At 36.0% G+C, this 22,032-nt stretch carries 21 protein-coding genes; 12 read left to right on the forward strand and 9 right to left on the reverse strand.

Annotated features, from left to right (window positions below; all coding sequences use genetic code 11):
* Positions 1 to 26 precede the first annotated feature (26 nt).
* The 5 genes from prfB to WBG21_RS01440 all read left to right on the forward strand — a co-directional run bounded on the left by prfB (position 27) and on the right by WBG21_RS01440 (position 5,155).
* Positions 27 to 1,128, forward strand: a protein-coding gene (gene prfB / locus WBG21_RS01420; protein WP_340074043.1) for a peptide chain release factor 2 whose coding sequence is annotated in 2 segments (ribosomal slippage) — positions 27 to 89 and positions 91 to 1,128 — 1,101 coding nt in all. Because the reading frame shifts where the segments join, the coding sequence is not laid out codon by codon here.
* Positions 1,129 to 1,139: 11 nt separating this feature from the next.
* Positions 1,140 to 1,481: an arsenate reductase (glutaredoxin) gene (gene arsC, locus WBG21_RS01425; RefSeq protein ID WP_340074045.1), complete on the forward strand. Its 342-nt coding sequence runs from the start codon at positions 1,140 to 1,142 to the stop codon at positions 1,479 to 1,481.
* 87 nt (positions 1,482 to 1,568) lie between these two features.
* Entirely contained in the window at positions 1,569 to 4,031 is a 2,463-nt protein-coding gene (locus WBG21_RS01430) for a TonB-dependent receptor (protein ID WP_340074047.1), read from the forward strand.
* Positions 4,032 to 4,120: 89 nt separating this feature from the next.
* On the forward strand, positions 4,121 to 4,675 hold the full coding sequence (locus WBG21_RS01435) for a YceI family protein (RefSeq protein ID WP_340074048.1): 555 nt from the start codon (positions 4,121 to 4,123) through the stop codon (positions 4,673 to 4,675).
* 21 nt (positions 4,676 to 4,696) lie between these two features.
* Positions 4,697 to 5,155 carry an OB-fold protein gene (locus WBG21_RS01440; RefSeq protein WP_340074050.1) on the forward strand — a complete coding sequence of 153 codons (459 nt, stop codon included), beginning with the start codon at positions 4,697 to 4,699 and terminating at the stop codon, positions 5,153 to 5,155.
* A 52-nt stretch (positions 5,156 to 5,207) separates the two neighbouring features.
* On the opposite strand, the gene WBG21_RS01445 is transcribed toward WBG21_RS01440, so the two are convergent.
* On the reverse strand, positions 5,208 to 5,381 hold the full coding sequence (locus WBG21_RS01445; RefSeq protein WP_340074052.1) for a hypothetical protein: 174 nt from the start codon (positions 5,379 to 5,381) through the stop codon (positions 5,208 to 5,210).
* A 172-nt stretch (positions 5,382 to 5,553) separates the two neighbouring features.
* Between WBG21_RS01445 and fumC the strand changes: the two genes are divergently transcribed.
* Both fumC and hutI read left to right on the forward strand, forming a co-directional pair.
* Positions 5,554 to 6,951 carry a class II fumarate hydratase gene (fumC, locus tag WBG21_RS01450; protein WP_340074054.1) on the forward strand — a complete coding sequence of 466 codons (1,398 nt, stop codon included), beginning with the start codon at positions 5,554 to 5,556 and terminating at the stop codon, positions 6,949 to 6,951.
* Between the two features lie 84 nt (positions 6,952 to 7,035).
* The gene (hutI, locus tag WBG21_RS01455) at positions 7,036 to 8,274 is read left to right on the forward strand and encodes an imidazolonepropionase (RefSeq protein ID WP_340074056.1); all 1,239 of its coding nucleotides are present in this window, start codon (positions 7,036 to 7,038) and stop codon (positions 8,272 to 8,274) included.
* A gap of 46 nt (positions 8,275 to 8,320) precedes the next feature.
* Here hutI and WBG21_RS01460 read toward each other — a convergent pair whose 3' ends face one another.
* Positions 8,321 to 9,208, reverse strand: a complete 888-nt coding sequence (locus WBG21_RS01460; RefSeq protein ID WP_340074058.1) for a hypothetical protein — start codon at positions 9,206 to 9,208, stop codon at positions 8,321 to 8,323.
* Between the two features lie 125 nt (positions 9,209 to 9,333).
* Here WBG21_RS01460 and WBG21_RS01465 point away from each other — a divergent pair, with 125 nt between their 5' ends.
* From WBG21_RS01465 to WBG21_RS01475, 3 genes are read left to right on the forward strand one after another with little or no spacing between them, the layout of a single operon-like run.
* The gene (locus tag WBG21_RS01465; protein ID WP_340074060.1) at positions 9,334 to 10,359 is read left to right on the forward strand and encodes a formimidoylglutamase; all 1,026 of its coding nucleotides are present in this window, start codon (positions 9,334 to 9,336) and stop codon (positions 10,357 to 10,359) included.
* Positions 10,356 to 10,823: a GNAT family N-acetyltransferase gene (locus WBG21_RS01470; protein ID WP_340074062.1), complete on the forward strand. Its 468-nt coding sequence runs from the start codon at positions 10,356 to 10,358 to the stop codon at positions 10,821 to 10,823. Before WBG21_RS01465 ends, WBG21_RS01470 begins: the two co-directional genes overlap by 4 nt.
* A gap of 29 nt (positions 10,824 to 10,852) precedes the next feature.
* Positions 10,853 to 11,317 carry a YybH family protein gene (locus WBG21_RS01475; RefSeq protein ID WP_340074063.1) on the forward strand — a complete coding sequence of 155 codons (465 nt, stop codon included), beginning with the start codon at positions 10,853 to 10,855 and terminating at the stop codon, positions 11,315 to 11,317.
* A 5-nt stretch (positions 11,318 to 11,322) separates the two neighbouring features.
* On the opposite strand, the gene WBG21_RS01480 is transcribed toward WBG21_RS01475, so the two are convergent.
* Complete coding sequence (locus tag WBG21_RS01480) at positions 11,323 to 13,575, reverse strand: tetratricopeptide repeat-containing hybrid sensor histidine kinase/response regulator (protein WP_340074065.1); 2,253 nt, start codon at positions 13,573 to 13,575, stop codon at positions 11,323 to 11,325.
* A gap of 240 nt (positions 13,576 to 13,815) precedes the next feature.
* Here WBG21_RS01480 and WBG21_RS01485 point away from each other — a divergent pair, with 240 nt between their 5' ends.
* Positions 13,816 to 14,559, forward strand: coding sequence for an MBL fold metallo-hydrolase (locus WBG21_RS01485; protein WP_340074067.1), 744 nt, complete (start codon positions 13,816 to 13,818; stop codon positions 14,557 to 14,559).
* A gap of 7 nt (positions 14,560 to 14,566) precedes the next feature.
* On the opposite strand, the gene ettA is transcribed toward WBG21_RS01485, so the two are convergent.
* Both ettA and WBG21_RS01495 read right to left on the reverse strand, forming a co-directional pair.
* The gene (gene ettA, locus WBG21_RS01490) at positions 14,567 to 16,258 is read right to left on the reverse strand and encodes an energy-dependent translational throttle protein EttA (protein WP_340074069.1); all 1,692 of its coding nucleotides are present in this window, start codon (positions 16,256 to 16,258) and stop codon (positions 14,567 to 14,569) included.
* A gap of 19 nt (positions 16,259 to 16,277) precedes the next feature.
* The gene (locus WBG21_RS01495) at positions 16,278 to 16,454 is read right to left on the reverse strand and encodes a CAL67264 family membrane protein (protein ID WP_340074251.1); all 177 of its coding nucleotides are present in this window, start codon (positions 16,452 to 16,454) and stop codon (positions 16,278 to 16,280) included.
* A gap of 109 nt (positions 16,455 to 16,563) precedes the next feature.
* Between WBG21_RS01495 and WBG21_RS01500 the strand changes: the two genes are divergently transcribed.
* Positions 16,564 to 18,192, forward strand: a complete 1,629-nt coding sequence (locus WBG21_RS01500) for an acyl-CoA carboxylase subunit beta (protein ID WP_340074071.1) — start codon at positions 16,564 to 16,566, stop codon at positions 18,190 to 18,192.
* A gap of 9 nt (positions 18,193 to 18,201) precedes the next feature.
* On the opposite strand, the gene WBG21_RS01505 is transcribed toward WBG21_RS01500, so the two are convergent.
* From WBG21_RS01505 to WBG21_RS01520, 4 genes are read right to left on the reverse strand one after another with little or no spacing between them, the layout of a single operon-like run.
* Positions 18,202 to 19,293, reverse strand: a complete 1,092-nt coding sequence (locus WBG21_RS01505) for an AMP-binding protein (protein ID WP_340074072.1) — start codon at positions 19,291 to 19,293, stop codon at positions 18,202 to 18,204.
* Positions 19,294 to 19,316: 23 nt separating this feature from the next.
* Positions 19,317 to 20,270 carry a CPBP family intramembrane glutamic endopeptidase gene (locus WBG21_RS01510; RefSeq protein WP_340074074.1) on the reverse strand — a complete coding sequence of 318 codons (954 nt, stop codon included), beginning with the start codon at positions 20,268 to 20,270 and terminating at the stop codon, positions 19,317 to 19,319.
* Positions 20,271 to 20,272: 2 nt separating this feature from the next.
* Positions 20,273 to 21,313 (reverse strand): o-succinylbenzoate synthase, encoded by a 1,041-nt coding sequence (locus WBG21_RS01515; RefSeq protein ID WP_340074076.1) that lies wholly within the window; start codon positions 21,311 to 21,313, stop codon positions 20,273 to 20,275.
* Between the two features lie 23 nt (positions 21,314 to 21,336).
* Positions 21,337 to 22,017, reverse strand: coding sequence for a metal-dependent hydrolase (locus WBG21_RS01520; RefSeq protein WP_340074078.1), 681 nt, complete (start codon positions 22,015 to 22,017; stop codon positions 21,337 to 21,339).
* Positions 22,018 to 22,032: the final 15 nt, after the last annotated feature.

Consider the following 22,032-nt stretch of genomic DNA (forward strand, 5'->3'; position numbering starts at 1 on the left):
TTTTTGTTTTCAAAATTATTGATTGAATGGTTACAACAGATCAAATAAAGGATCTTGTCGAACGCCTCGGAGCGTTAAGGAGGTATCTTTGACATTGATGTTAAACGCATTGAAATAACAAATGAAGAGGAAAAAACACTCAACCCTGATTTTTGGAACAACCCGAAAGAAGCGGAAGTCATCATGCAGGCTATCCGAAGTAAAAAAAAGTGGGTAGAAGATTACGAAGCTGCAAAAACACTGGTTGGTGACCTAGAAGTGCTTTATGAATTCCACAAAGAAGGAGATGCCACTGATGATGAGGTTGAAGACCACTACCAAAAAACACTTTCTCACATAGAAGCTATTGAGTTTAGAAACATGCTTTCTGATGAAGGTGACAGCATGAGTGCCGTACTCCAAATTACTGCAGGTGCCGGGGGAACTGAAAGTTGTGATTGGGCTGCGATGCTGATGCGCATGTATATGATGTGGTGCGAGAAACAAAAATACAAAGTCAAAGAACTCAATTTTCAAGATGGGGATATTGCAGGGATAAAAACCGTTACTTTAGAAATAGATGGTGAATATGCTTTTGGGTATTTAAAAGGCGAAAACGGTGTGCATCGCTTGGTACGGATCTCTCCTTTCGACAGCAACGCAAAACGCCATACTTCTTTTGCTTCTGTATATGTATATCCTCTTGCGGATGATAGTATTGAGGTTGATATCAACCCCGCAGATATTACATTTGAAACTATGCGTGCCAGTGGTGCCGGTGGACAAAATGTTAATAAAGTAGAAACTGCAGTGCGTTTACGTCACCATCCAACAGGTATTGTCATTGAAAACTCAGAAACACGTTCCCAGCTAGACAACAAAACAAAGGCTATGCAATTGTTAAAATCCCAATTGTATGAAATCGAGCTAAAAAAACGGCAGGCCAAGCGTGCCGAGATTGAAGCGGGGAAAATGAAGATTGAATGGGGTTCGCAAATCCGGAATTATGTGATGCACCCCTATAAGTTAGTGAAAGATGTACGCACAGGCTATGAAACTGCTGATGTAGATGCCGTGATGAATGGTAGTATCGATGAATTTTTAAAAGCATACCTTATGATGATGGGGCAACAAGAAGAAAATGAATAAAAAAGATGAAAATGATCAAAATATACCATAACCCTCGCTGTAGAAAATCAAGAGAAGGATTAGCAATACTAAAAGCCTCCGGTAAGCCTTTCGAAACAGTTCTTTATTTAGATAGCCCTCCATCAGAAAACGAGTTAAAACAAATACTTGGTTTGCTTGGAATAAAACCTGAAGGGTTATTGCGTAAAAGTGAAGCTATCTGGAAAGAAAAATACAAAGGGAAAACATTAGATGACAATGCAATTATTCAGGCAATGACTCAGTACCCCAAGCTTATTGAAAGGCCTGTCGTAATCAATGGAAACAAGGCAATCATTGGAAGGCCTCCTGAAAAAATAAATGAAATTCTATAGGGTTTTTATTTAACAGATCTTTAACTATACTGCATTAAACCATAGTTTAGCTTAGCGGTCTTATATAAATAACCATAGCTAACATTTATGATTAAGCATCTTTTACGTGTTGTTATAGTATCAGTTATAGCAATACATGTGACGACTGCACAAAGACCTAACATGCAACGCCTCAACATGCAGAAAATAAAAATAACTGGAAGTGTTATTGACCAGGAAACCTCACAACCACTAGAATATGCAACCATCATATTTCAACATACACGCCGACCTAATATACAAACAGGTGGCATTACCGATGAAAGTGGTAATTTTGAAATCGAAATTTTTCCTGGGGTTTATAACATTCGTGTAGAATTTATCTCTTTTCAACCACTGGAAATTAAAGAAAAGGAATTGCGAGAAGATACCTCTTTGGGCACTCTTTCTTTAAAATTAGATGTTCAAAGCCTTAGTGAAGTAGATGTAATCGCCGAACGCACACAGGTAGAGATCAAACTAGATAAAAAAGTATATAATGTTGGTAAAGACCTCATTGTAAAAGGAGGTACCATTAGCGATGTATTGGACAATGTACCTTCTGTAACTGTTGATGTAGAGGGCAATATCAGCCTAAGAGGAAATGAATCTGTCCGGATTTTAATTGATGGGAAACCTTCGGGATTTGTGAATTCAAATTCTGCAGATGCATTACGCCTGCTTCCGGCAGAATCTATTGAGAAAGTAGAGGTTATCACCTCCCCTTCTGCCCGTTATGATGCCGAAGGTACTGCAGGGATTATCAACATCATCTTAAAAAAAGGGAAAGCACAGGGAATAAATGGTTCTGTTCAGCTTACTACCGGAATTCCAGATAATCATGGTGTTTCTCTCAATCTTAATATCCGAAAAGAAAAGTTTAATATTTTTACCACTACAGGGTACAACTATAGAAATATTCCGGGAGAGGCAAACAATGAAACAGAGTTTCTTTCTCCAAATGCCCAAAATAGGTTTTTAACAGAGAACAGGGACTTTGAACGGCTCCGAAGAAGTTTTAATTCTAATACAGGAATAGAGTTTTTCATATCTGATAAAGCTTCTGTAAGTACCTCTTTATTTTACAGACGTTTTGATGGTGACAATGAAACCGACAACATTTCTCAAAGGTTTGATGCTAGCAGACAAGCAACCAGCCGAACTCTAAGGTTTCAGGAAGAAGAGGAAATACGAGAAATTATGCAATGGTCTTTTAACTATACACAGGATTTTAAAAAAGAAGACCATAAACTCATTATTAATTTTCAACATGAAAACAACAATGATAATGAAGATGCTTTTATCTCAGAAGAAGAATTCATAGTGCCAAATATCCCTGATGACTTAGACCGTGTACGCACTTTTGAAGATGAAAAAGTAACTCTTATCCAATCTGATTATGTATTGCCCATAGGGAAAAACTCCCAGTTTGAGTTAGGAACAAGAAGTAATCTAACATTACTCAATACCGAATATATAGTTGATACACTTCAAAACGGTATTTTGATTAACAATGCTAACCTTTCCAATACACTATTATACAAGGAAAATATCCATGCAATTTACTCACAATTTGGCAGTAAAAAAGGAAAGTTTTCTTATCTGTTAGGGTTACGAGTAGAAATATCTGATATTGATATCGACCAACGTACCATACAAGAGAAAATCAAAAAAGATTACACTGATTTCTTCCCTACCATAAATCTCGGGTACGAAATTAGTGATAGTGAAAATCTTACTTTAGGGTTTAATCGCCGGATAAGGCGACCCCGTTCCCGGTTTATCAACCCCTTTCCTTCTCTTTCCAGTGAAACCAACTTGTTTCAAGGGAATCCAGACTTAGACCCTACTTATACAAATAGCCTGGATTTTGGTTATTTGAAGCGATGGAGTAAGCTCACACTCAACGGTTCCGTTTATTATCAAAAAACCACTCAGGTATTTGAATTTATTGTAGAGCCTACTGGTGATTTTACAGATAATGGTGATGAAATCGTCAGGAGGTTTCCTGTCAATTTATCAGATAATGATCGGTATGGTTTTGAACTAACAACATTATATAGCCCTTTTAAATGGCTACGGCTCAACGGAAATATCAATCTTTTCAGGTCTATCACCCGAGGTGACTTTAATAATATTTCTTTTGATGCTGAAAACACGAGTTGGTTTGCTCGATTGAATTCTCAGATCACAGCAAATAAAAAGACAAGTGCACAAATTAATATGTTCTATTCAGGGCCAAGAATCACAGCTCAAAATGATAGCAAAGGTATTTTCTCATTAAGCCTTGGATTAAGCAGGGATGTCTTAAAAGACAAAGGTACCATTGCTTTAAATCTTAATGATGTCTTTAATTCAAGAAAGCGAATTACTGAAACTACCACTCCTTCATTACTGACCGAAAGTGAATTTCAATTCAGAAAACGATTATTCACAGCAAGCTTTACATACCGGTTCAACCAAAGTAAACGTGACAGTCAGCGCAGAAACAGGCAACAGGATTTTGATGACAATGATGACTTTGGAGGGTAAAAGATTATAGAAATATTAACATATAGCCTGCAAGTATTATAATACTTATCCGTCTAAATATTTATAAAAACATAAAAATCAAAACCACAATGAAAAAATTAATAGTTGCCTTATCTTTTGGGCTAATAGCTTTTTATGGCTTTGCCCAAGAAAGTTTTTCTACTGAAACCGGACATATTAAATTTTATTCACATACTAGTGTTGAGGACATTGAAGCTAACAACTACAAAGTAATTTCTAAAGTTACACCATCTACAGGAGCCATTGTTTTTTCAGTGCCTATGCAAAGTTTTGAGTTTGAAAAAGCATTGATGCAAAAGCATTTTAATTCCGGTAAATTTTTAGACACTAAAGAATTTCCAAAAGCAAAATTTAAAGGGTTGATAAGAAATTTACCCGATATTGACTTTTCCAGTAACGGTACTTATATAGCCAATGTGGAAGGAGAACTTACTATTCATGGAGTTACCAAGAACGTTTCAGAGCAGATGACTATTGAAGTTTCCGGAAATACCGCCAAAGGAAATGCAAAGTTTGATGTGGTATTGGCTGATTACGACGTAGTATTCACAAAAGGAAAACCTTCTACCAATATTGCAAAGACCGTAGAAGTTACCGTAGCATTAGACCTTGCTAAAAAATAGCCTATATTACAAGAAGCACAGATGAAGAAAAAAATAATTATAGGTATTCTCATTATTGCAGTTATTGGCTTGTCTTACATAGCATATTTATTTTTCATGCCACATAGGGACGTACAAGCCACTAAAGCTTTTGCCGAAAAAGAATCTTATGAGCTCGTACAAGAGTTTTTGAATGATCGTAAAAAGGCAAATGAACTGTATTTGGATAATGAAGGGGAATCTAAAGTATTGATTATAAAAGGTACTGTTTATTCTATAAATGAAGATCAGCTTGGACAAAAGGTTGTTCTCTTGAAAAGAGAAGAAGATAAAATGGGCGTATCTGTAACTTTTATGTTAGAAACCAATAATCAACTTAAAAATGTGAAGATTGGCAATGTTATAAAAGTAAAGGGAGTTATCCGTTCAGGTGCAGAATACGACGAAGATTTAGACTTGGCAGAACACGTTATCGTTGAAAAAGCAGCAATAGCCTACTAATAAATATGTGTTTGGTTAAACAAAAAAGAAGCTTTTGAAAAGCTTCTTTTTTTTATTCTTTTCGGGCTGCCCGTTTCGCTTCTCTTCTCTCTTTAAGCATCTCCATGAGAGAACCTCCCAACCAATATGGTACGGCAAATGTTAATAAAAATATCATCAACCAAAAGCCTATAGTAAGGATGGTCAAAAAAGCCAAGAAGCCTAAATATTGATCAAATTCAAACATAATTTTCGGAAATTTTCGAATTCGTTGTCAAAAATACCACATAAATTCTATTTTTCATAAGCATTCTATTCTTTTTACAACTATTTATTCACATGTGCCATATTTGGTATACTATCTATCTTATAAATACCTGACAAAATAGTAAATTTGCAATCGGTAAAATTCAATACTTATGGAATATAGGGTCGAAAAAGATACTATGGGAGAAGTAAAAGTTCCCGTAGATAAATTATGGGGTGCACAAACCGAACGTTCCCGGAATAATTTTAAAATAGGTGCTCCCGCTTCCATGCCTATAGAAATTATTTATGGTTTTGCTTATTTGAAAAAAGCGGCCGCTTATACAAACTGTGAATTAGGGATGTTAGCCATTGAAAAAAGGGATTATATTGCCAAAGTATGTGATGAAATTCTGGAAGGCAAACACGATGATCAGTTCCCTTTAGTCATATGGCAGACCGGAAGTGGTACACAAAGTAATATGAATGTCAATGAAGTTATTGCCAATAGGGCACACCAACTCGCCGGAAAAAATATCGGAGAGGGAGAAAAAACATTGCAACCCAATGACGATGTAAATAAATCACAATCATCCAATGACACCTTCCCTACCGGCATGCACATTGCCGCTTATAAAATGATTATTGAAGTTACCATTCCTGGTATTACAAAGCTGCGGGAATCCTTAAAGAAAAAATCGGAAGAATTTAAAAATGTTGTCAAAATAGGCCGGACGCACTTAATGGATGCCACGCCACTTACATTAGGACAAGAATTTTCCGGATATGTATCACAATTGGATCATGGATTAATTGCGTTGAACAACACCTTAGAACACCTTTCAGAGCTAGCTTTGGGAGGAACTGCCGTAGGCACAGGGCTTAATACCCCGAAAGGGTATGCCAAGCGAGTAGCCGAATATATTGCCAGTTTCACAAAACTGCCATTTAAAACGGCTGAAAATAAATTTGAAGCGCTTGCCGCACACGATGCTTTTGTAGAAACACACGGCGCATTAAAGCAACTTGCTATTGCTCTAAACAAGATTGCCAATGACATACGTATGATGGCTTCAGGCCCACGTTCGGGTATCGGGGAGTTATTACTGCCCGAAAATGAGCCAGGAAGTTCCATTATGCCTGGGAAAGTAAACCCTACACAATGTGAAGCACTTACTATGGTATGTGCACAGGTTATAGGAAATGACACAGCCATCGCCATCGGTGCTACACAAGGACACTATGAACTGAATGTGTTTAAGCCTGTTATTGCCGCTAATCTATTGGCTTCTGCCCGATTGTTAGGAGACGCATGTGCCAGTTTTGAAAAAAATTGTGTAATAGGAATTCAACCCAATCATTCTAGGATAAAAGACTTGTTAGATAACAGTTTGATGTTAGTTACCGCGCTCAACACCAAAATAGGTTATTACAAAGCCGCTGAAATTGCAAATACTGCGCATAAAAATGGTACAACGCTCCGGGAAGAGGCTATCAATCTGGGGTATGTCACTCCAGAAGAGTTTGACGAATGGGTAAAACCGGAAGACATGATAGGGAATATTAAATAAAAATATTGTTCATAATAAAAACCTGTAATGAAGTAACATTACAGGTTTTTCTTTTTATGTATCTTTAATTTTAAATATACAACGATGGGTATTCTTCTTAAAAATATTAAGCAACTCCTTCAAATAAGAGATGTGGATGTCTTAAAAGTATCTGGGGTTAACATGAAGGTGCTCCCTACCATAGAAAATGCATTCATGCTTATTGAGAAGGATATCATAACAAATTATGGCACTATGGACAGTTTGCCAGACATAACTAATCATAAAGTGATTGATTGTACCGGAAAAATAGTTTTACCATCTTGGTGTGATAGTCATACCCATATTGTGTATGTAGGAAGCCGTGAACAGGAATTTGTGGATAGAATTCATGGTCTAAGTTATGAAGAAATTGCCCAAAAGGGAGGTGGGATATTAAACTCTGCGAAAAAACTACAAGAAACAAGTGAAGAGGAGCTATATGAGCAATCAAAGAAACGAATAGAAGAAGTTATGCAATTGGGTACAGGTGCTGTTGAAATCAAATCAGGCTATGGGTTAACTGTAGAAGCAGAATTAAAAATGCTCCGTGTTATTAAAAAACTCAAAGAAACATATCCTATCACTATCAAAGCAACATTTCTAGGGGCTCACGCCATTCCTGAAAACTTTAAAAATGATAAAGAAGGGTATCTTGACCTTGTTATCAATGAAATGCTCCCAAAAATTGCTAAAGAAAAGCTAGCGGATTTTATAGATGTTTTTTGTGAGACAGGGTACTTTTCGGTAAGTGATATGGAAAGAATGATTTTGGCAGGTAAAAAATATGGTATACCAGCAAAGGTACACGTAAATCAATTTACAGCTATCGGTGGAATTGCAGCTGCAGTTAAAAATAATGCATTGTCTGTAGATCATTTAGAGATCATGAACGATGAAGATGTTGATGCCTTAAAGCAACATAATACCATGCCAGTAGCACTTCCGGGGTGCTCTTATTTTCTTGGAATTCCATACACGCCAGCCAGAAAACTTATAAACGAAGGGTTGCCTTTGGCGCTTGCTACTGATTATAATCCGGGCTCTTCACCAAGTGGCAACATGAATTTTGTAGTAAGCACAGCATGCATCAAAATGAAAATGACCCCCGAGGAAGCCATCAATGCGGCTACACTAAACAGTGCCTACGCTATGGGCATTGCTGAAACACATGGTTCAATCACTAAAGGAAAGAAAGCAAACCTTATTATTACTAAAGAAATCAGTAACTATGCACTGTTGCCTTACGCTTTTGGTTCTAATTTAATAGACCAGGTCATCATTAATGGGACACAAATACAATAAAAAACACCTCTTACGAGGTGTTTATGTAAATCATTGATGCTCTATTTTAGTTAAAAATAAAACGGGAAGTGGCCAATTCCCTTAAATCAGTATCATATACTTTTACTTCATATCCCCCTTTACTAAACCCACTGGCCGGTTTGCTAACATAATCGCATACATCCAAAGAGCTATTCTCATAGAAGAAATTAGATATTTTACTATAAGTGACATTTGCACCTTCTTCATTTGACGCAATACCATTCTCTCCAAGAATATTTCCCGAAGGGTCAAGTACTTGTATATAGAATTGTTTGTCTCCTGAATCTGCAATTCTATTGGCAGCAACTGTATAACATATTTTTATTTTATCTGCCCTTTTTGCTCTATTGGTAGACACTAATTTTCCACTAGACCGCTCACGGACTGCATCTACTGAAAATTTAGACAGGTTTAATGCAGATCCTATCTCCAACACTTTTGCCAATTGCGTATTCTGAATGACTAATGAATCTGATAATACCGTTTGTTGTTCTAGTGCCGCAAACGTACTGTCGCGTTCCATGGTTAATAACGCGTTGGACTTTCTTAATGAATCATTCTGTGCCATTAGGAAGGCACGTTCTTTCTCTAATACCCTCACTTGCCTTCTATATTTGTATAAAGCGGATATATCGGCTTTCATAGCTTTTACGGAGTCTATATATTGATTAATCCGATCCCTTGCTTCTAATAGTTCTTGATTGGTAGTTTCATTCTCTTCAATTGCGCGATCGTAATCTGCTTTTAAGTTATTCAAGTCTTCTATTACCAAGTCTTTTTCTTCTGTCAACTTAGCGACAGTTTCTTTTTTGTCATTGTATAAAGTTACTGTATATACAAGAGTTGCTACAAATAATATCCCTAATAATATAGCAATGACTTTTAGACTGTTATTTTTTTTAGGCTCATCCATATAATGTTATTATTTTGGTTAATAATTTTTGTGGGCTTTTTAGCACACTATTGATATATACGTATGAAATAGTTTTTTAGATTTACATATTCAATAGTTTTCAAATTTACAATTTTAAATATAAAATGCATCAGAGGTTAGTAATATATACACAAAAAAGTGTCGAGAACCTTCTCCAACACCGCAAAGGCGAAACCAAATTTGGAGAACGCATCGTATTGTTGAACGATAAAGAACCTGTTGAACCACAACTGTTAAAGTCGGAGGCACAATACGTTTTGTTTGGTATTCCAGAAGATATTGGTGTTGTTGCCAATCATGGAAATACAGGTGCACGACATGCCTGGGAAGCGACTTTAAAAACACTTTTAAACATACAACAAAATACTTATAACAAAGCATCCAAGCTACTCTTGTTAGGCCATTTAGATTTCGAAAAAGAAATGAAAATGCTAGCCGAAATAAAAGAACCAAAAGCTTTTATAAAAACGGCTCGTAACGTTACTGAAAAAATTGATGAAGAAATCGTTTATTTAGTTCAAAAAATAATACGTTCTGGTAAAAAGCCAATAATAGTAGGTGGCGGACATAATAATGCATACGGAATTATTAAAGGATGTTCATTGGCACTTAATAAACCAATAAATGCAGTGAATGTTGATGCGCATACCGATTTTAGAAAAAAAGAGGGCAGGCATAGCGGAAATGGTTTTTCATATGCATTCCATGAAGGTTTTTTGAACAACTATTTTGTTTTTGGGCTTCATGAAAATTATACTCCAAAATCTATTTTCAAAACTTTTAAAGAACAGAAGGCAAAACTTCAGTATAATACCTTTGAGGAATTAATGATAAAACAAACCAAAAAAATAGCTGCCGAAATTAATCAGGTAAACATATTTATCGGTAACAGAGCTTTTGGTATAGAAGTAGATTGTGATGCGATACAGAATGTTCCCAGTAGTGCCATGACGCCATCAGGTTTCAGTTCAAATGATGTACGGAAAATAGTATATGCCTTCTCAAAAAATGAAAATGCACAATATCTCCATGTATGTGAAGCAGCTCCTGATCCTGAGAATATTATTGAAATGACCCAAGTAGGAAAACTTATTTCATATATAATTACTGATTTTATCAAGAAAAAATGACTGTTCAAATAATTTCTTTTCGTCCGGAATATGCTCCTGAATTCCGCGATTTAAATATTGAATGGCTAGAATCGTATTTTCATGTAGAGCCTCATGATGCAGCATTGTTAGATGCTTGTGAGGAAGTCATCATTAAACAAGGGGGATACATTTTCTTTGCACTAGTTGAAGGTGTTATTGTAGGAACGTATGCTTTCATGAAAATTAGTAAGGGTATATATGAATTAGGCAAAATGGCTGTCAAACCTAATTATAGAGGTATGAAGGTTGGACAAAAATTAATGGAACATGCTATTTTGTTTGCTAAAAAAGAACAATGGCAAAAAATCATTCTTTATTCAAACACCATATTGGAAAATGCTATTTATATTTACCGAAAATATGGGTTTGAAGAAGTAAAGCTAGAAAAAAATGAACCTTATAAACGAAGTAATATAAAAATGGAACTCAATATAACACAGTAATTTAACCTCATAATCAAAAGTACTCATTTATGAAAAAGTCATTTTTTATTCTTTCATTATTGTTTATAATTTGCTTAACCGCTTGTAAAAAAGAAGAACCTAAGCCTTCTGAAGAAGAAATGATTGCTCTTTTCAAAAAACAATTTCGTGAATTTTACACTGCCTATTCGAAATCTGACGATCGTTATTTAGATTACTATGAAGAAGATATTGTACGCATTGATACCGAAGGAAATGCTGATGTTGGCAAAGATGTCTTCATAAAAAAATGGGGAGAAAACCAAGTTAAATATACTATTAAAGTGCTGTTTTTTAGTGAGCCAAATGTTATCTATAGCCATGATCAAATTGTTTCTTACAGTACCTTTGATGAACTTTTTATCCTTAATGAAACACAAGACACAACAAATGTTAAAGGGACTTGGATAGGTGTATGGAAAAAGCAACCGGACAATTCTTGGAAAGTTAAAATGTCTACCTGGCATGTAAAATAGCTGTATTAGATACTTTTTTGAATGTTGCGTAATACGACTTTGTAAAACTCTTCTTTGTCGAAAGGCTTGTTGATAATATCATTAATTCCTGCTTTTGCAATATCATCTTTTACATCTTCAATTTCTACAGCAGTTAGGGCTACTATGGGAATGTAGGGGTTAAATGTCCGTATTTTTGAAGAAGCTTCTATACCGCTCATTATTGGCATGTTTAAATCCATTAATATAAGGTCAAAATGTTCTCTTCGTACTCGCTCAATAGCATCCATTCCATTATCTACCACATCGCATTCATAATCTTCCCGAAGTAAAATATTCTTAGTCACAATCTGGTTTATCTTATTGTCTTCTACTATTAAAATGCGGTATTTTTCTTTTTTAGGAGGAGTCATTGGTGTTCCACTACTGCCCTTTATAGTTGTAATATCATAGTCTTCTTTATTAGGTATTTTATCTTCCTCCATTAACTCAAATCTCAAATTCAAGCTAAATGTAGCCCCTTCGCCTTCACCACTCATAAGCTTGATCTCACCTTCCAACATATCTACTAGTTTTTTCACAATAGAAAGTCCTAACCCTGTGCCCTGGTATTCATTTCGTTCCCTGTCTAGTTGTGAAAAGTTTTCAAATATTACATCTTGCTTGTCTCGGGGTATTCCGGGACCATCATCTTTTACTACAAAATTGATCGTGGCCATACCATCCTCTATAGCTGCCAGCTTGAGAAATACCCAAATATTTCCATGCGAAGTGAACTTAATGGCATTTCCTATCAAATTGATCAAAATTTGAGACACGGGCATTTCATCCCCTTTGAGTTTCTTGGGTATCTTTTTGTCAATAAAAAGATGGATCTCATTGTCTTGTTGGTCAAGCTGAAATTTGAAAGAACTAACCATGTCTTCAACAAGTGCCCTGATATCAAATGGTGTCTTTTCAAAAGTGATTTTATTAGATTCTATCTTGCTTAAGTTTAAGATATCATTGATAAGGTTTAATAAATAATCTCCTGAAAATTTTAATGATTTTAAATACTGATTTTCCTCCGCAGATAGGTTGTTCTTTTCTAGCAATAAAGAAGTGAGCCCCACAACACCATAAAGTGGCGTTCGCAGCTCATGACTAACTGTGGAAACAAACTGTGATTTTAACCGAGACAGCTTTTCTGCTTCTTCCTTAGCAGCTTCTAATCTTTCATTGCGGGTTTTAAGCATCTGGGCTAATTTCCGTTTCGATTTTTGACTTGTATAAATAACGGTTAGCAATATCAATAAAAAGCAAAAGGAAATTAAGGCGTAAATAAGTAACTGTCGTTTCTTATTAAAGGGGCTTTCTTGAATACTTGGTAAATTATTGGCTGTTTCAACAGTATCTGTTTCGTTCTCATAAAAAGTGCTTGCCGGCATTTTGGTTGCAGCATGTTTAAACTCTACAATACCAAATTGCTTTAAGTTTTCAACTTCCGGGATTTTTCGTCGATATTGATAATATTTTTCTAAAGATGTGTTTGCTTTTTCATTTTCATTATACAACGAAAAAAAACGAGATTGTGCTAGGTATATATTGGACAGTTCTAAATAAGAACTAAAACGCTCACCTATAAAAATAGCTTTATCAAAACATTCGAGCGCTTTAGTATATCCTCCTTTTTGAGAATAAAACAATCCTAATAAATAGTGGATATACAGATTGGAATCTAACTGATTAGCTTCTTCTGCATATGCTCTTGCCTCCTCTAAATAAGAAAAAGCATTTTCCAATTCTTTGTTTTCCATATAATTCCAACCCAGGTTTAATGTTGGAATGATGATGTCAGCTGTATCTTTTAACCGTTTTGCAATTGCTAATGACTTCCCATAGTATTCTTTGCTCTTATCAGGGTTTCCATAAGCCATGTAGTATATATTCCCTAAATTATTATATGCCCTAGCTATAAGCGATTCGTTATTTATCTTACGTGCATAATACAAGGACCGTTCATAATTTATTTCTGCTTCACGATATCTGGAGATCGTTTCATAGTTTACACCAATGAGATTGTACGCTAAACTTTGATAATAATATTCATGTACCGGTTTACAAAGCTCTATAACCTCAAAAGCTTTGTCGGTAGATGCTGTAAGCTGGTACTTACTTTGAAGTACTTCTGCACGCAAAAAAACGTGTTCAATGCTATCTAAAATGGGGACTGCTTTTTGTTGAGCTATAAGTATGGTGCAGATGAAAAAAGTAAGTAGAAAGAAAACTAACTTTTTCAATCTTTATACAATTAAAAAACAGGTAATTTTAAGCATTAAAACAGAGTTGAAAAAAAAATAACTAATTTAGACGATGAAGTGATTGTTTTTTAGGAGTAAGGTTACTAACATGTCAATATTATCGATAAGTCGAAAAACCAAAAAAACACTCCCTGTAGTTAAAATACTAATGACTTGTTATAATCTATTACAGCTACAGCAAGTGCTTTACTTAAATAAATTCATCTTTATAAAAAACATATGTACAAATCGTTCTTATTTATAGTCTTCTTTCTTACCTTTTCAACTATTAGAGCACAACGTGATCAACCAGACAACATTGATGGTATTATTGTACACCCAGTTGTACACGGCACCGTTGTTTTTGAATGGAACAATCAGGTGATTTATGTAGACCCGTACGGAGGTGCTGAAAAATTTAAAGGACTGGCAGCTCCTGATATTATTTTAATCACTGATATTCATGGTGACCATTTAAACACAAAAACCCTTGAAGCATTAAACACCGACAAAGCCACCTTTGTAGTACCACAAGCAGTTGCTGACCAACTTCCTGAAATATCCAGAGCAAACCTAGTTATAATTGCGAATGGCGAAGAGAAAAAAGTTTTGGGGATCCCAATAAAAGCCATTCCTATGTACAACTTACCGGAAAGTCCCGATGCACGCCATACGAAAGGGCGCGGAAATGGTTATATTATTAATTTGGGTGGAAAACATATTTATTTAAGTGGTGACACAGAAGACATCCCTGAAATGAGAAGCCTCAAAGGTATTGACATTGCTTTTGTATGCATGAATTTGCCATATACAATGGATATCTATCAAGCGGCCAGTGCTGTACTCGATTTTAAACCAAAAATTATGTACCCATACCATTATCGAGGACGTCCGGAAATAAGTGATACAAAAACCTTCAAAAAACTAGTCAACGATAAAAACCCTGACATTGAGGTACGTCTTCGGAATTGGTATGTCGAATAAAACGATATTAATCCCTTACCAGTTTTTTATACTTAATGCGCTTTGGGGTAATATCACCTAAACGTTTGCGTTTATTTTCCTCATATGCGGAGAAACTGCCCTCAAAGAAATATACTTGAGAATTTCCTTCAAAAGCAAGGATATGTGTGCAAATACGATCTAAAAACCAACGATCGTGTGAAATAATAACGGCACAACCTGCAAAATTTTCCAATCCTTCTTCTAAAGCACGTAGTGTATTTACATCCAAATCATTTGTTGGTTCGTCCAATAACAATACATTCCCCTCTTCTTTTAAAGTCATCGCTAAGTGTAACCGGTTCCTTTCTCCTCCTGAAAGCGTATTTACTTTTTTATTTTGTTCACTCCCAGAGAAGTTAAAACGGCTTAAGTATGCTCTGGAATTCACCTGACGACCTCCCATTAGTATTAGTTCCTGCCCGTCCGAAAAATTCTCCCAAATCGACTTTTCAGCATCAATATTCTTATGCCGTTGGTCAACATATGCTATCTTTACGGTATCCCCTATCTCAAAAGTCCCTTTATCAGGGGTTTCTTCTCCCATAATCATCTTAAAGATTGTTGTCTTTCCTGCACCATTGGGACCTATCACCCCTACAATACCAGCCTGTGGAAGCTTAAAATTTAAATCTTCATATAACAATTTGTCACCATACGCTTTAGCTACCCCTTTGGCTTCAATCACATTCGTACCCAACCGAGGGCCATTAGGAATATAAATCTCTAGCTTTTCATCCAGTTGCTTTTGATCTTCATTTAATAGCTTGTCATAATTGCTCAAACGGGCTTTTTGTTTTGCCTGTCTTCCTTTTGGTGCCATTCGTACCCATTCCAGTTCACGCTCTAATGTTTTTCTTCGCTTACTGGCTTGCTTTTCTTCCTGGGCCAAACGTTTTGCCTTTTGATCAAGCCATGAAGAATAATTCCCTTTCCATGGAATGCCTTCTCCCCTGTCCAGTTCCAATATCCAGCCGGCTACATTATCTAAAAAATAACGGTCGTGTGTTACTGCTATCACCGTTCCTGAATACTGTTGCAAGTGTTCCTCTAGCCACAATACAGATTCTGCATCCAAATGATTGGTAGGCTCATCTAAGAGTAATACATCCGGTTGCTTTAGCAATAACCTACATAAAGCCACACGCCTACGCTCCCCTCCTGAAAGTACTTTTATGGGTGTGTCCGGTTCCGGAGTACGTAAAGCATCCATGGCAATCTCTAATTTTGTATCCAATTCCCAGGCGTTTGTCGCATCAATTTTATCTTGCAGCCCAGCCTGTTTGTCCATAAGTTTTTGCATCTTTTCGGCATCTTCATACACTTCAGGAAGTCCAAACATATCATTGATCTTATTGTATTCATCAAGCACATCAACTATTTCTGACACGCCTTCTTTTACTACTTCAATGACTGTCTTTTCTTCATCCAACTTTGGTTCCTGCTCCAAGTATCCGACGGAATAGCCCGGAGCGAAAACAACATCCCCTTGGTAATTTTTTTCAAACCCTGCTATAATACGTAATAATGTAGATTTACCGGATCCATTAAGTCCCAAAATGCCAATCTTCGCTCCATAAAAAAAGCTTAGGTAAATATCTTTCAAGACCGTTTTGTTGGTACTTTGGTACGTTTTAGAAACTCCGGACATGGAGAAGATCACTTTTTTGTCGTCTGACATAACATTTTTTTTATTTATTTTAAACCCTTCCTTTCAATGCACTAAAAACCCAGGCAATAGCAAAAAAACCTACCCCTACTGCTCCAAACCCATACCCTGCAACATCATCATATCGAAATGCCCCCAGGGCTATCAAACCTATCCCTACTATAACCATTATAAATGTTGCCCAACCCAGTACTGTATTTTTATTCATTGCCATAAGCTTGTTTTTTTAAATGTTGAAATGGTGCACAATTTAAAAAAATAATACATAGGTAACTAATACTACTGTTTTTGTATTTTAGCGCAAATAATTTCATCGTATGGATATCCGGTTCAATAAAAATGAAGATCATAATAAAATGCTGCTTTCTGAATTACGAAATAGACTGAATGCCATAAAACAAGGCGGTGGTAAAAAACGTATTGAAAAGCTGCACGCTGAAGGAAAAATGACTGCAAGAGAACGTATTGATTACTTATTGGACAAAAATACCAATAGTGTTGAAATAGGTGCTTTGGTCGGAGAAGGTATGTATGAAGAACATGGTGGATGCCCTTCTGGCGGGGTGGTTGTTAAAATGGGTTATGTGAAAGGGAAACAATGTATTGTAGTCGCCAATGACGCCACTGTAAAAGCCGGTGCATGGTTCCCTATTACTGCAAAAAAGAACTTGAGAGCGCAAGAGGTTGCTATGGAAAACAGGCTTCCTATTATTTATTTGGTGGATAGCGCCGGTGTGTACCTGCCAATGCAAGACGAGATTTTTCCTGATAAGGAGCACTTTGGGCGGATTTTTAGGAATAATGCCATTATGAGTAGCATGGGAATCACTCAAATTGCGGCTGTAATGGGCAGTTGTGTTGCCGGAGGGGCATACCTTCCCATCATGAGTGATGAAGCCCTTATTGTTGATAAGACAGGAAGTATCTTCCTAGCGGGAAGTTACCTCGTTAAAGCAGCTATAGGGGAGGTAATTGATAATGAAACCTTGGGTGGAGCTACGACGCATTGTGAAATTAGTGGTGTCACTGATTACAAAGCAAAAGATGATAAAGATGCCTTAGATACTATCAAAAGTATAATAGGTAAGATTGGAGATTACGAAAAAGCAGGTTATAATAGGATTACAAGCAAAAAACCAAAAGAGAATACAGAGGAATTATACGGTATTCTTCCAAAAAGCAGGGCCGATCAATATGACATGATGGAAATCATAAAAAGATTGGTAGATGATTCTGATTTTGAAGAATATAAAGCAGGTTATGGACAAACCATCATAACTGGATATGCCCGGATTGATGGCTGGGCTGTTGGTATTGTGGCAAATCAACGAAAAGTCGTAAAAACCAAAAAAGGGGAAATGCAATTTGGTGGGGTTATCTACTCCGATTCTGCTGATAAAGCTACCCGCTTTATAGCTAATTGCAATCAAAAGAAAATCCCTCTGGTTTTTCTTCAAGATGTTACAGGGTTTATGGTAGGGAGTAAGTCTGAACATGGTGGCATTATAAAAGATGGTGCTAAAATGGTAAATGCTGTGAGCAATTCTGTAGTCCCTAAGTTTACTATAGTTATCGGAAATAGTTATGGTGCCGGCAATTATGCTATGTGTGGAAAAGCTTATGACCCGCGGCTTATTATCGCCTGGCCAAGTGCCGAACTGGCAGTGATGGGAGGTGCACAAGCAGCCAAAGTTTTATTACAGATAGAAACGGCTTCGTTGAAGAAAAAAGGAGAAGAAATTACTAAAGAAAAAGAACAGGAATTATTTGATAAGATCAAATCAAGATACGACACACAGATTTCCCCTTACTATGCTGCAGCGCGTTTATGGACTGATGCTATTATTGATCCTGTAGATACCCGGAAATGGATTTCTATGGGTATTGAGGCGGCTGATCATGCGCCTATTGAAAAACCATTTAATTTAGGGGTTATACAAACATAGTGTTTGTTTTTACGTCAGTATATTTTTGACTGTTGTGTCCCGAATAATTTTTCCATTTTCAGTCTCTTTAAAATTGTCGATAAAAACTATTTTTTTAGGAATTTCAAATTTATTGAGCTCCTTAAAAGTTTTTATTTTCTCCCATATGCTCTGCTCCACAGCTTCATCATCTTCAATTAACAACACTAATTTTTGACCTAATTTTTCATCAGGGTAACCTGTAACGAAAAATCGTTGTGAGATTATCTTTTTTAGCTTTGCTTCTATCTGTTCAGGGATTAATTTGACTCCTCCGGAATTAATTATGTTGTCATAACGTCCTAACCATTCAAATGTGTCGTCTGAGTGAATGCTTACTATGTCATTTGTAATGATTGTCTCTTCTGAAACTTCAGGAGCATTAATAACTAGGCAATTTCTATCATCTGAACTAATAGATACATTTGGAAGAGCCTTAAAGTAAGCTGTTTTAATTGTTTCTTCTAATGAAAAATTATTTAGTTTTTTTGCGGCTATGTGTGTGACAGTTTCTGTCATTCCATATGTTTCATAAACTGTAGTCCGTTTACCTTGTAGTTTTTTACCCAATTCATTTGAGACAGGTGCCCCCCCTACTATGAGGGTTTTGATTTGATTTAACCGATCAATCGAGTTTTCCAATTGAAAAGGGATCATTGCACAGAAATCATATTCTTTTCCATTGTCAGCAAGCGGATAGCCTGATGGTGGGACTAAGTCAATAGACAAACCCAAAATGAGTGCACGTACTAACATCATTTTTCCGGCAATAAATGTTGCGGGAAGACAATGCAGTGCAGAATCACCTACTGATACACCAAAAAAATCTCCGGTCGCAATGGCAGAGTTTACCATATGTTGTTTTTGAAGTTTTATTATTTTCGGTGTACCGGTAGAACCTGATGTGCATACAGTAACATAATCTTTATCATTAAGCCAGTCGATCAAAAAATCACCTACTGATCGTTCGTGCGGTTCTCCTTCTTTTACAAAACTATAGGCTACCTCCTTTAGTTCTTCTTGATTAAAATACAGTCCGTTTAATTGAAATTTCAGATGTATATTTTTATACGTAGGGTTCATTTCTTAAATACAACTAATGGATATCATTCATTGACCAATGCCTCTTCTCTGGAAAACCTTTCAACACTCCCTGTTAATCTTTCTCTCCAGTTTGACCAATTATATTTTTTATAAAAAACAAACAATAATAGTGGGTATATTACCAATATGGGTATAAACATATCAAAGCCTAATTCCGGATCGGAAACATCCTTATACAAGGAATGGGTCTGAAAAGCAGTCCAATCTGCGGTAACCAACAATGCTGTAATTAAATTATTGGCTGCATGATATCCTATAGCCAATTCCAGTCCATCATCCATTAATGTCATAATCCCCAGAAAAAACCCAGTGGCAATGTAATATACAATAGCAATTTTGCCTAGTTTATCAATTTCTGGGTTTTGAAGATGCAATAACCCAAATACTAATGAGGTGATCACCAGCGGTATCCATCTATTTCTAGCCAATATACCTATTCCTTGCATTAAATAACCTCTAAACAAGTATTCTTCAAAACTTGTTTGCAATGGAATCAAGAGTGCTCCTATAATTACTAAGACTAAAAAGGGGACTAATTTAAAATTCCATTGATAATCATTGGGGTTTACTATAAAATCGATACTTATTAATGTTATACTGATAATCGCAATAAGCGTAAAGGCAAAAACAACCCGTTTCCAGTCTATTTTTTTCCGTGATGTTGTAAGTGCTGTAATTTGTTGTTTATGAATGTATTTTACCACAAAGAACAAGGTTAGAAAACCTCCTGCAAATGGCAGTAACAATAATACCAGATTGAGGTTAGGCTCGAATGCCTGTAGAAGATACTCAGTATCTTGCATTCGGGAAGGGTCTAAATCTCCCCTCATAGATTTCATTGCTATGGCTATTGCATGAGGGACAGAAAAAAGTGTAACCCCAATAAAAACAATTACTATCCCAGTAATATATCGCCACCACTCATTTTTTGATTTAAACGCTTGTTCTATATACATGGTTATAATTTAAAATCGGTTATCCATTTTTTTTCTGGCTTATAATGCAAAAAACCATTTTCCACTATTAATGGGCTATCATAATTATTAATATACAGTCCTCCTGTCCCTAACCCTTGATACATAGGGTTTCTTTTATGAAATGTCCATTGTGCTATGGCATTCAATCCTATATTGCTTTCCAATGCACTGGTTGCCCACCAGCCTACATTATGATTTTCTGCTATTTGGATCCATTCATCACTTCCCCTATAGCCACCTATCAAACTAGGTTTTAAAATTATATACTGTGGTTTTATTGTTTGTAGCAATTCCTCTTTTTTTGTTACATCAAAAACACCTATTAATTCTTCATCTAATGCTATAGGAAGGGGTGATTGCATGCATAATTCAGCCATTTCATGTGGTTGTCCGGCCTTAATAGGCTGTTCAATGGAGTGGATATCCAGTTTAGCTAGTTTTTCTAATTTTTTGAGTGCATCTGTAGGTTTAAAGGCTCCATTGGCATCTACACGTATTTCAATGTCATTTTTTGAAAACTGTTCTCGGATTGATTTTAACAACAGTAATTCTGTATCAAAGTCTATTGCTCCGATTTTCATTTTAATACACCGGAAACCTTTCTCAATTTTTTGTTTTATCTGCTCACGCATAAAGGGTGCATCCCCCATCCAAATAAGGCCATTGATAGGAATGGCTGCTTTTCCGGATGTGAATTCTGATGGAAATAGTGTAAACGGCGTTTCCGATTGTAGCGACTTGAAAGCTTGTTCTATTCCAAATTGGATACTTGGAAACTCTATAAGTTCTTCCCATAATAGTTCTGCTCCCAAATGCATATGATCACAAGCCCATTTTAGTTTCTCTTCATAATCCGGTTTGTCGTCAATGCTCAACCCTCTTAATAAGCCACATTCTCCTATTCCTGCTCTATTTTCGGATTGAATTTTAATAAACCAAGCTTCTTTTTTAGTAAAAACACCTCTTGAAGTTCCTGAGGGGTTCTTAAAATGAAGGATATATTTATGATAGGTTGCATGCATTTTTTGAACGGTAGCAAATTTAGCTATAATATTATACTGTCTCCAATTGGCAATAACATTAAATCTTTTCCACTATCAAAAAATTTTCGTTTTGCTTCTTCATGGTCTATCTCTATATAACCAAATGTGTCATAGTGGTACCCTAATATTTTATCACATGCTATAAAATCACTGGCGATAATGGCATCGTCAACTCCCATGGTAAAATTGTCACCAATAGGGAGAATTGCCAAATCTAATGGTGTTTGTAACGGAATAAGTTTCATGTCTGCTGTCAATGCTGTATCTCCGGCTATATAAATGTTTTTATGCTCACCTTCAATGACAAAACCACCGGGTTGCCCACCATAACTCCCATCTTCAAAAGAAGAGGTGTGTACAGCGTTGACATATTTTGCTTTTCCAAATTCAAAATCCCAACTTCCCCCATGATTCATGGGATGGTATTCATAGCCTTTTTTGCCATAATAGCTTGCTATTTCATAGTTGGAAACAATTACTGAATTGTTATTTTTTGCAATGGGTTCCACATCCGCAATATGATCGCTATGTGCATGTGTAACCAATATGTAGTCTGCTTTTATATCATCAGCTTTGATTTTTCCTTTAATTAATGGATTTTCTGATATAAAGGGATCAACAATAATATTAATATCATCCACCTGGATGCCTATACATGCATGTCCGTAATATGTTATTTTCATTTTATTTTTACTTTG

This window comes from Leptobacterium meishanense, from assembly GCF_037645805.1.
In the GTDB taxonomy this organism is placed as follows: Bacteria; Bacteroidota; Bacteroidia; order Flavobacteriales; family Flavobacteriaceae; genus Leptobacterium_A; species Leptobacterium_A meishanense.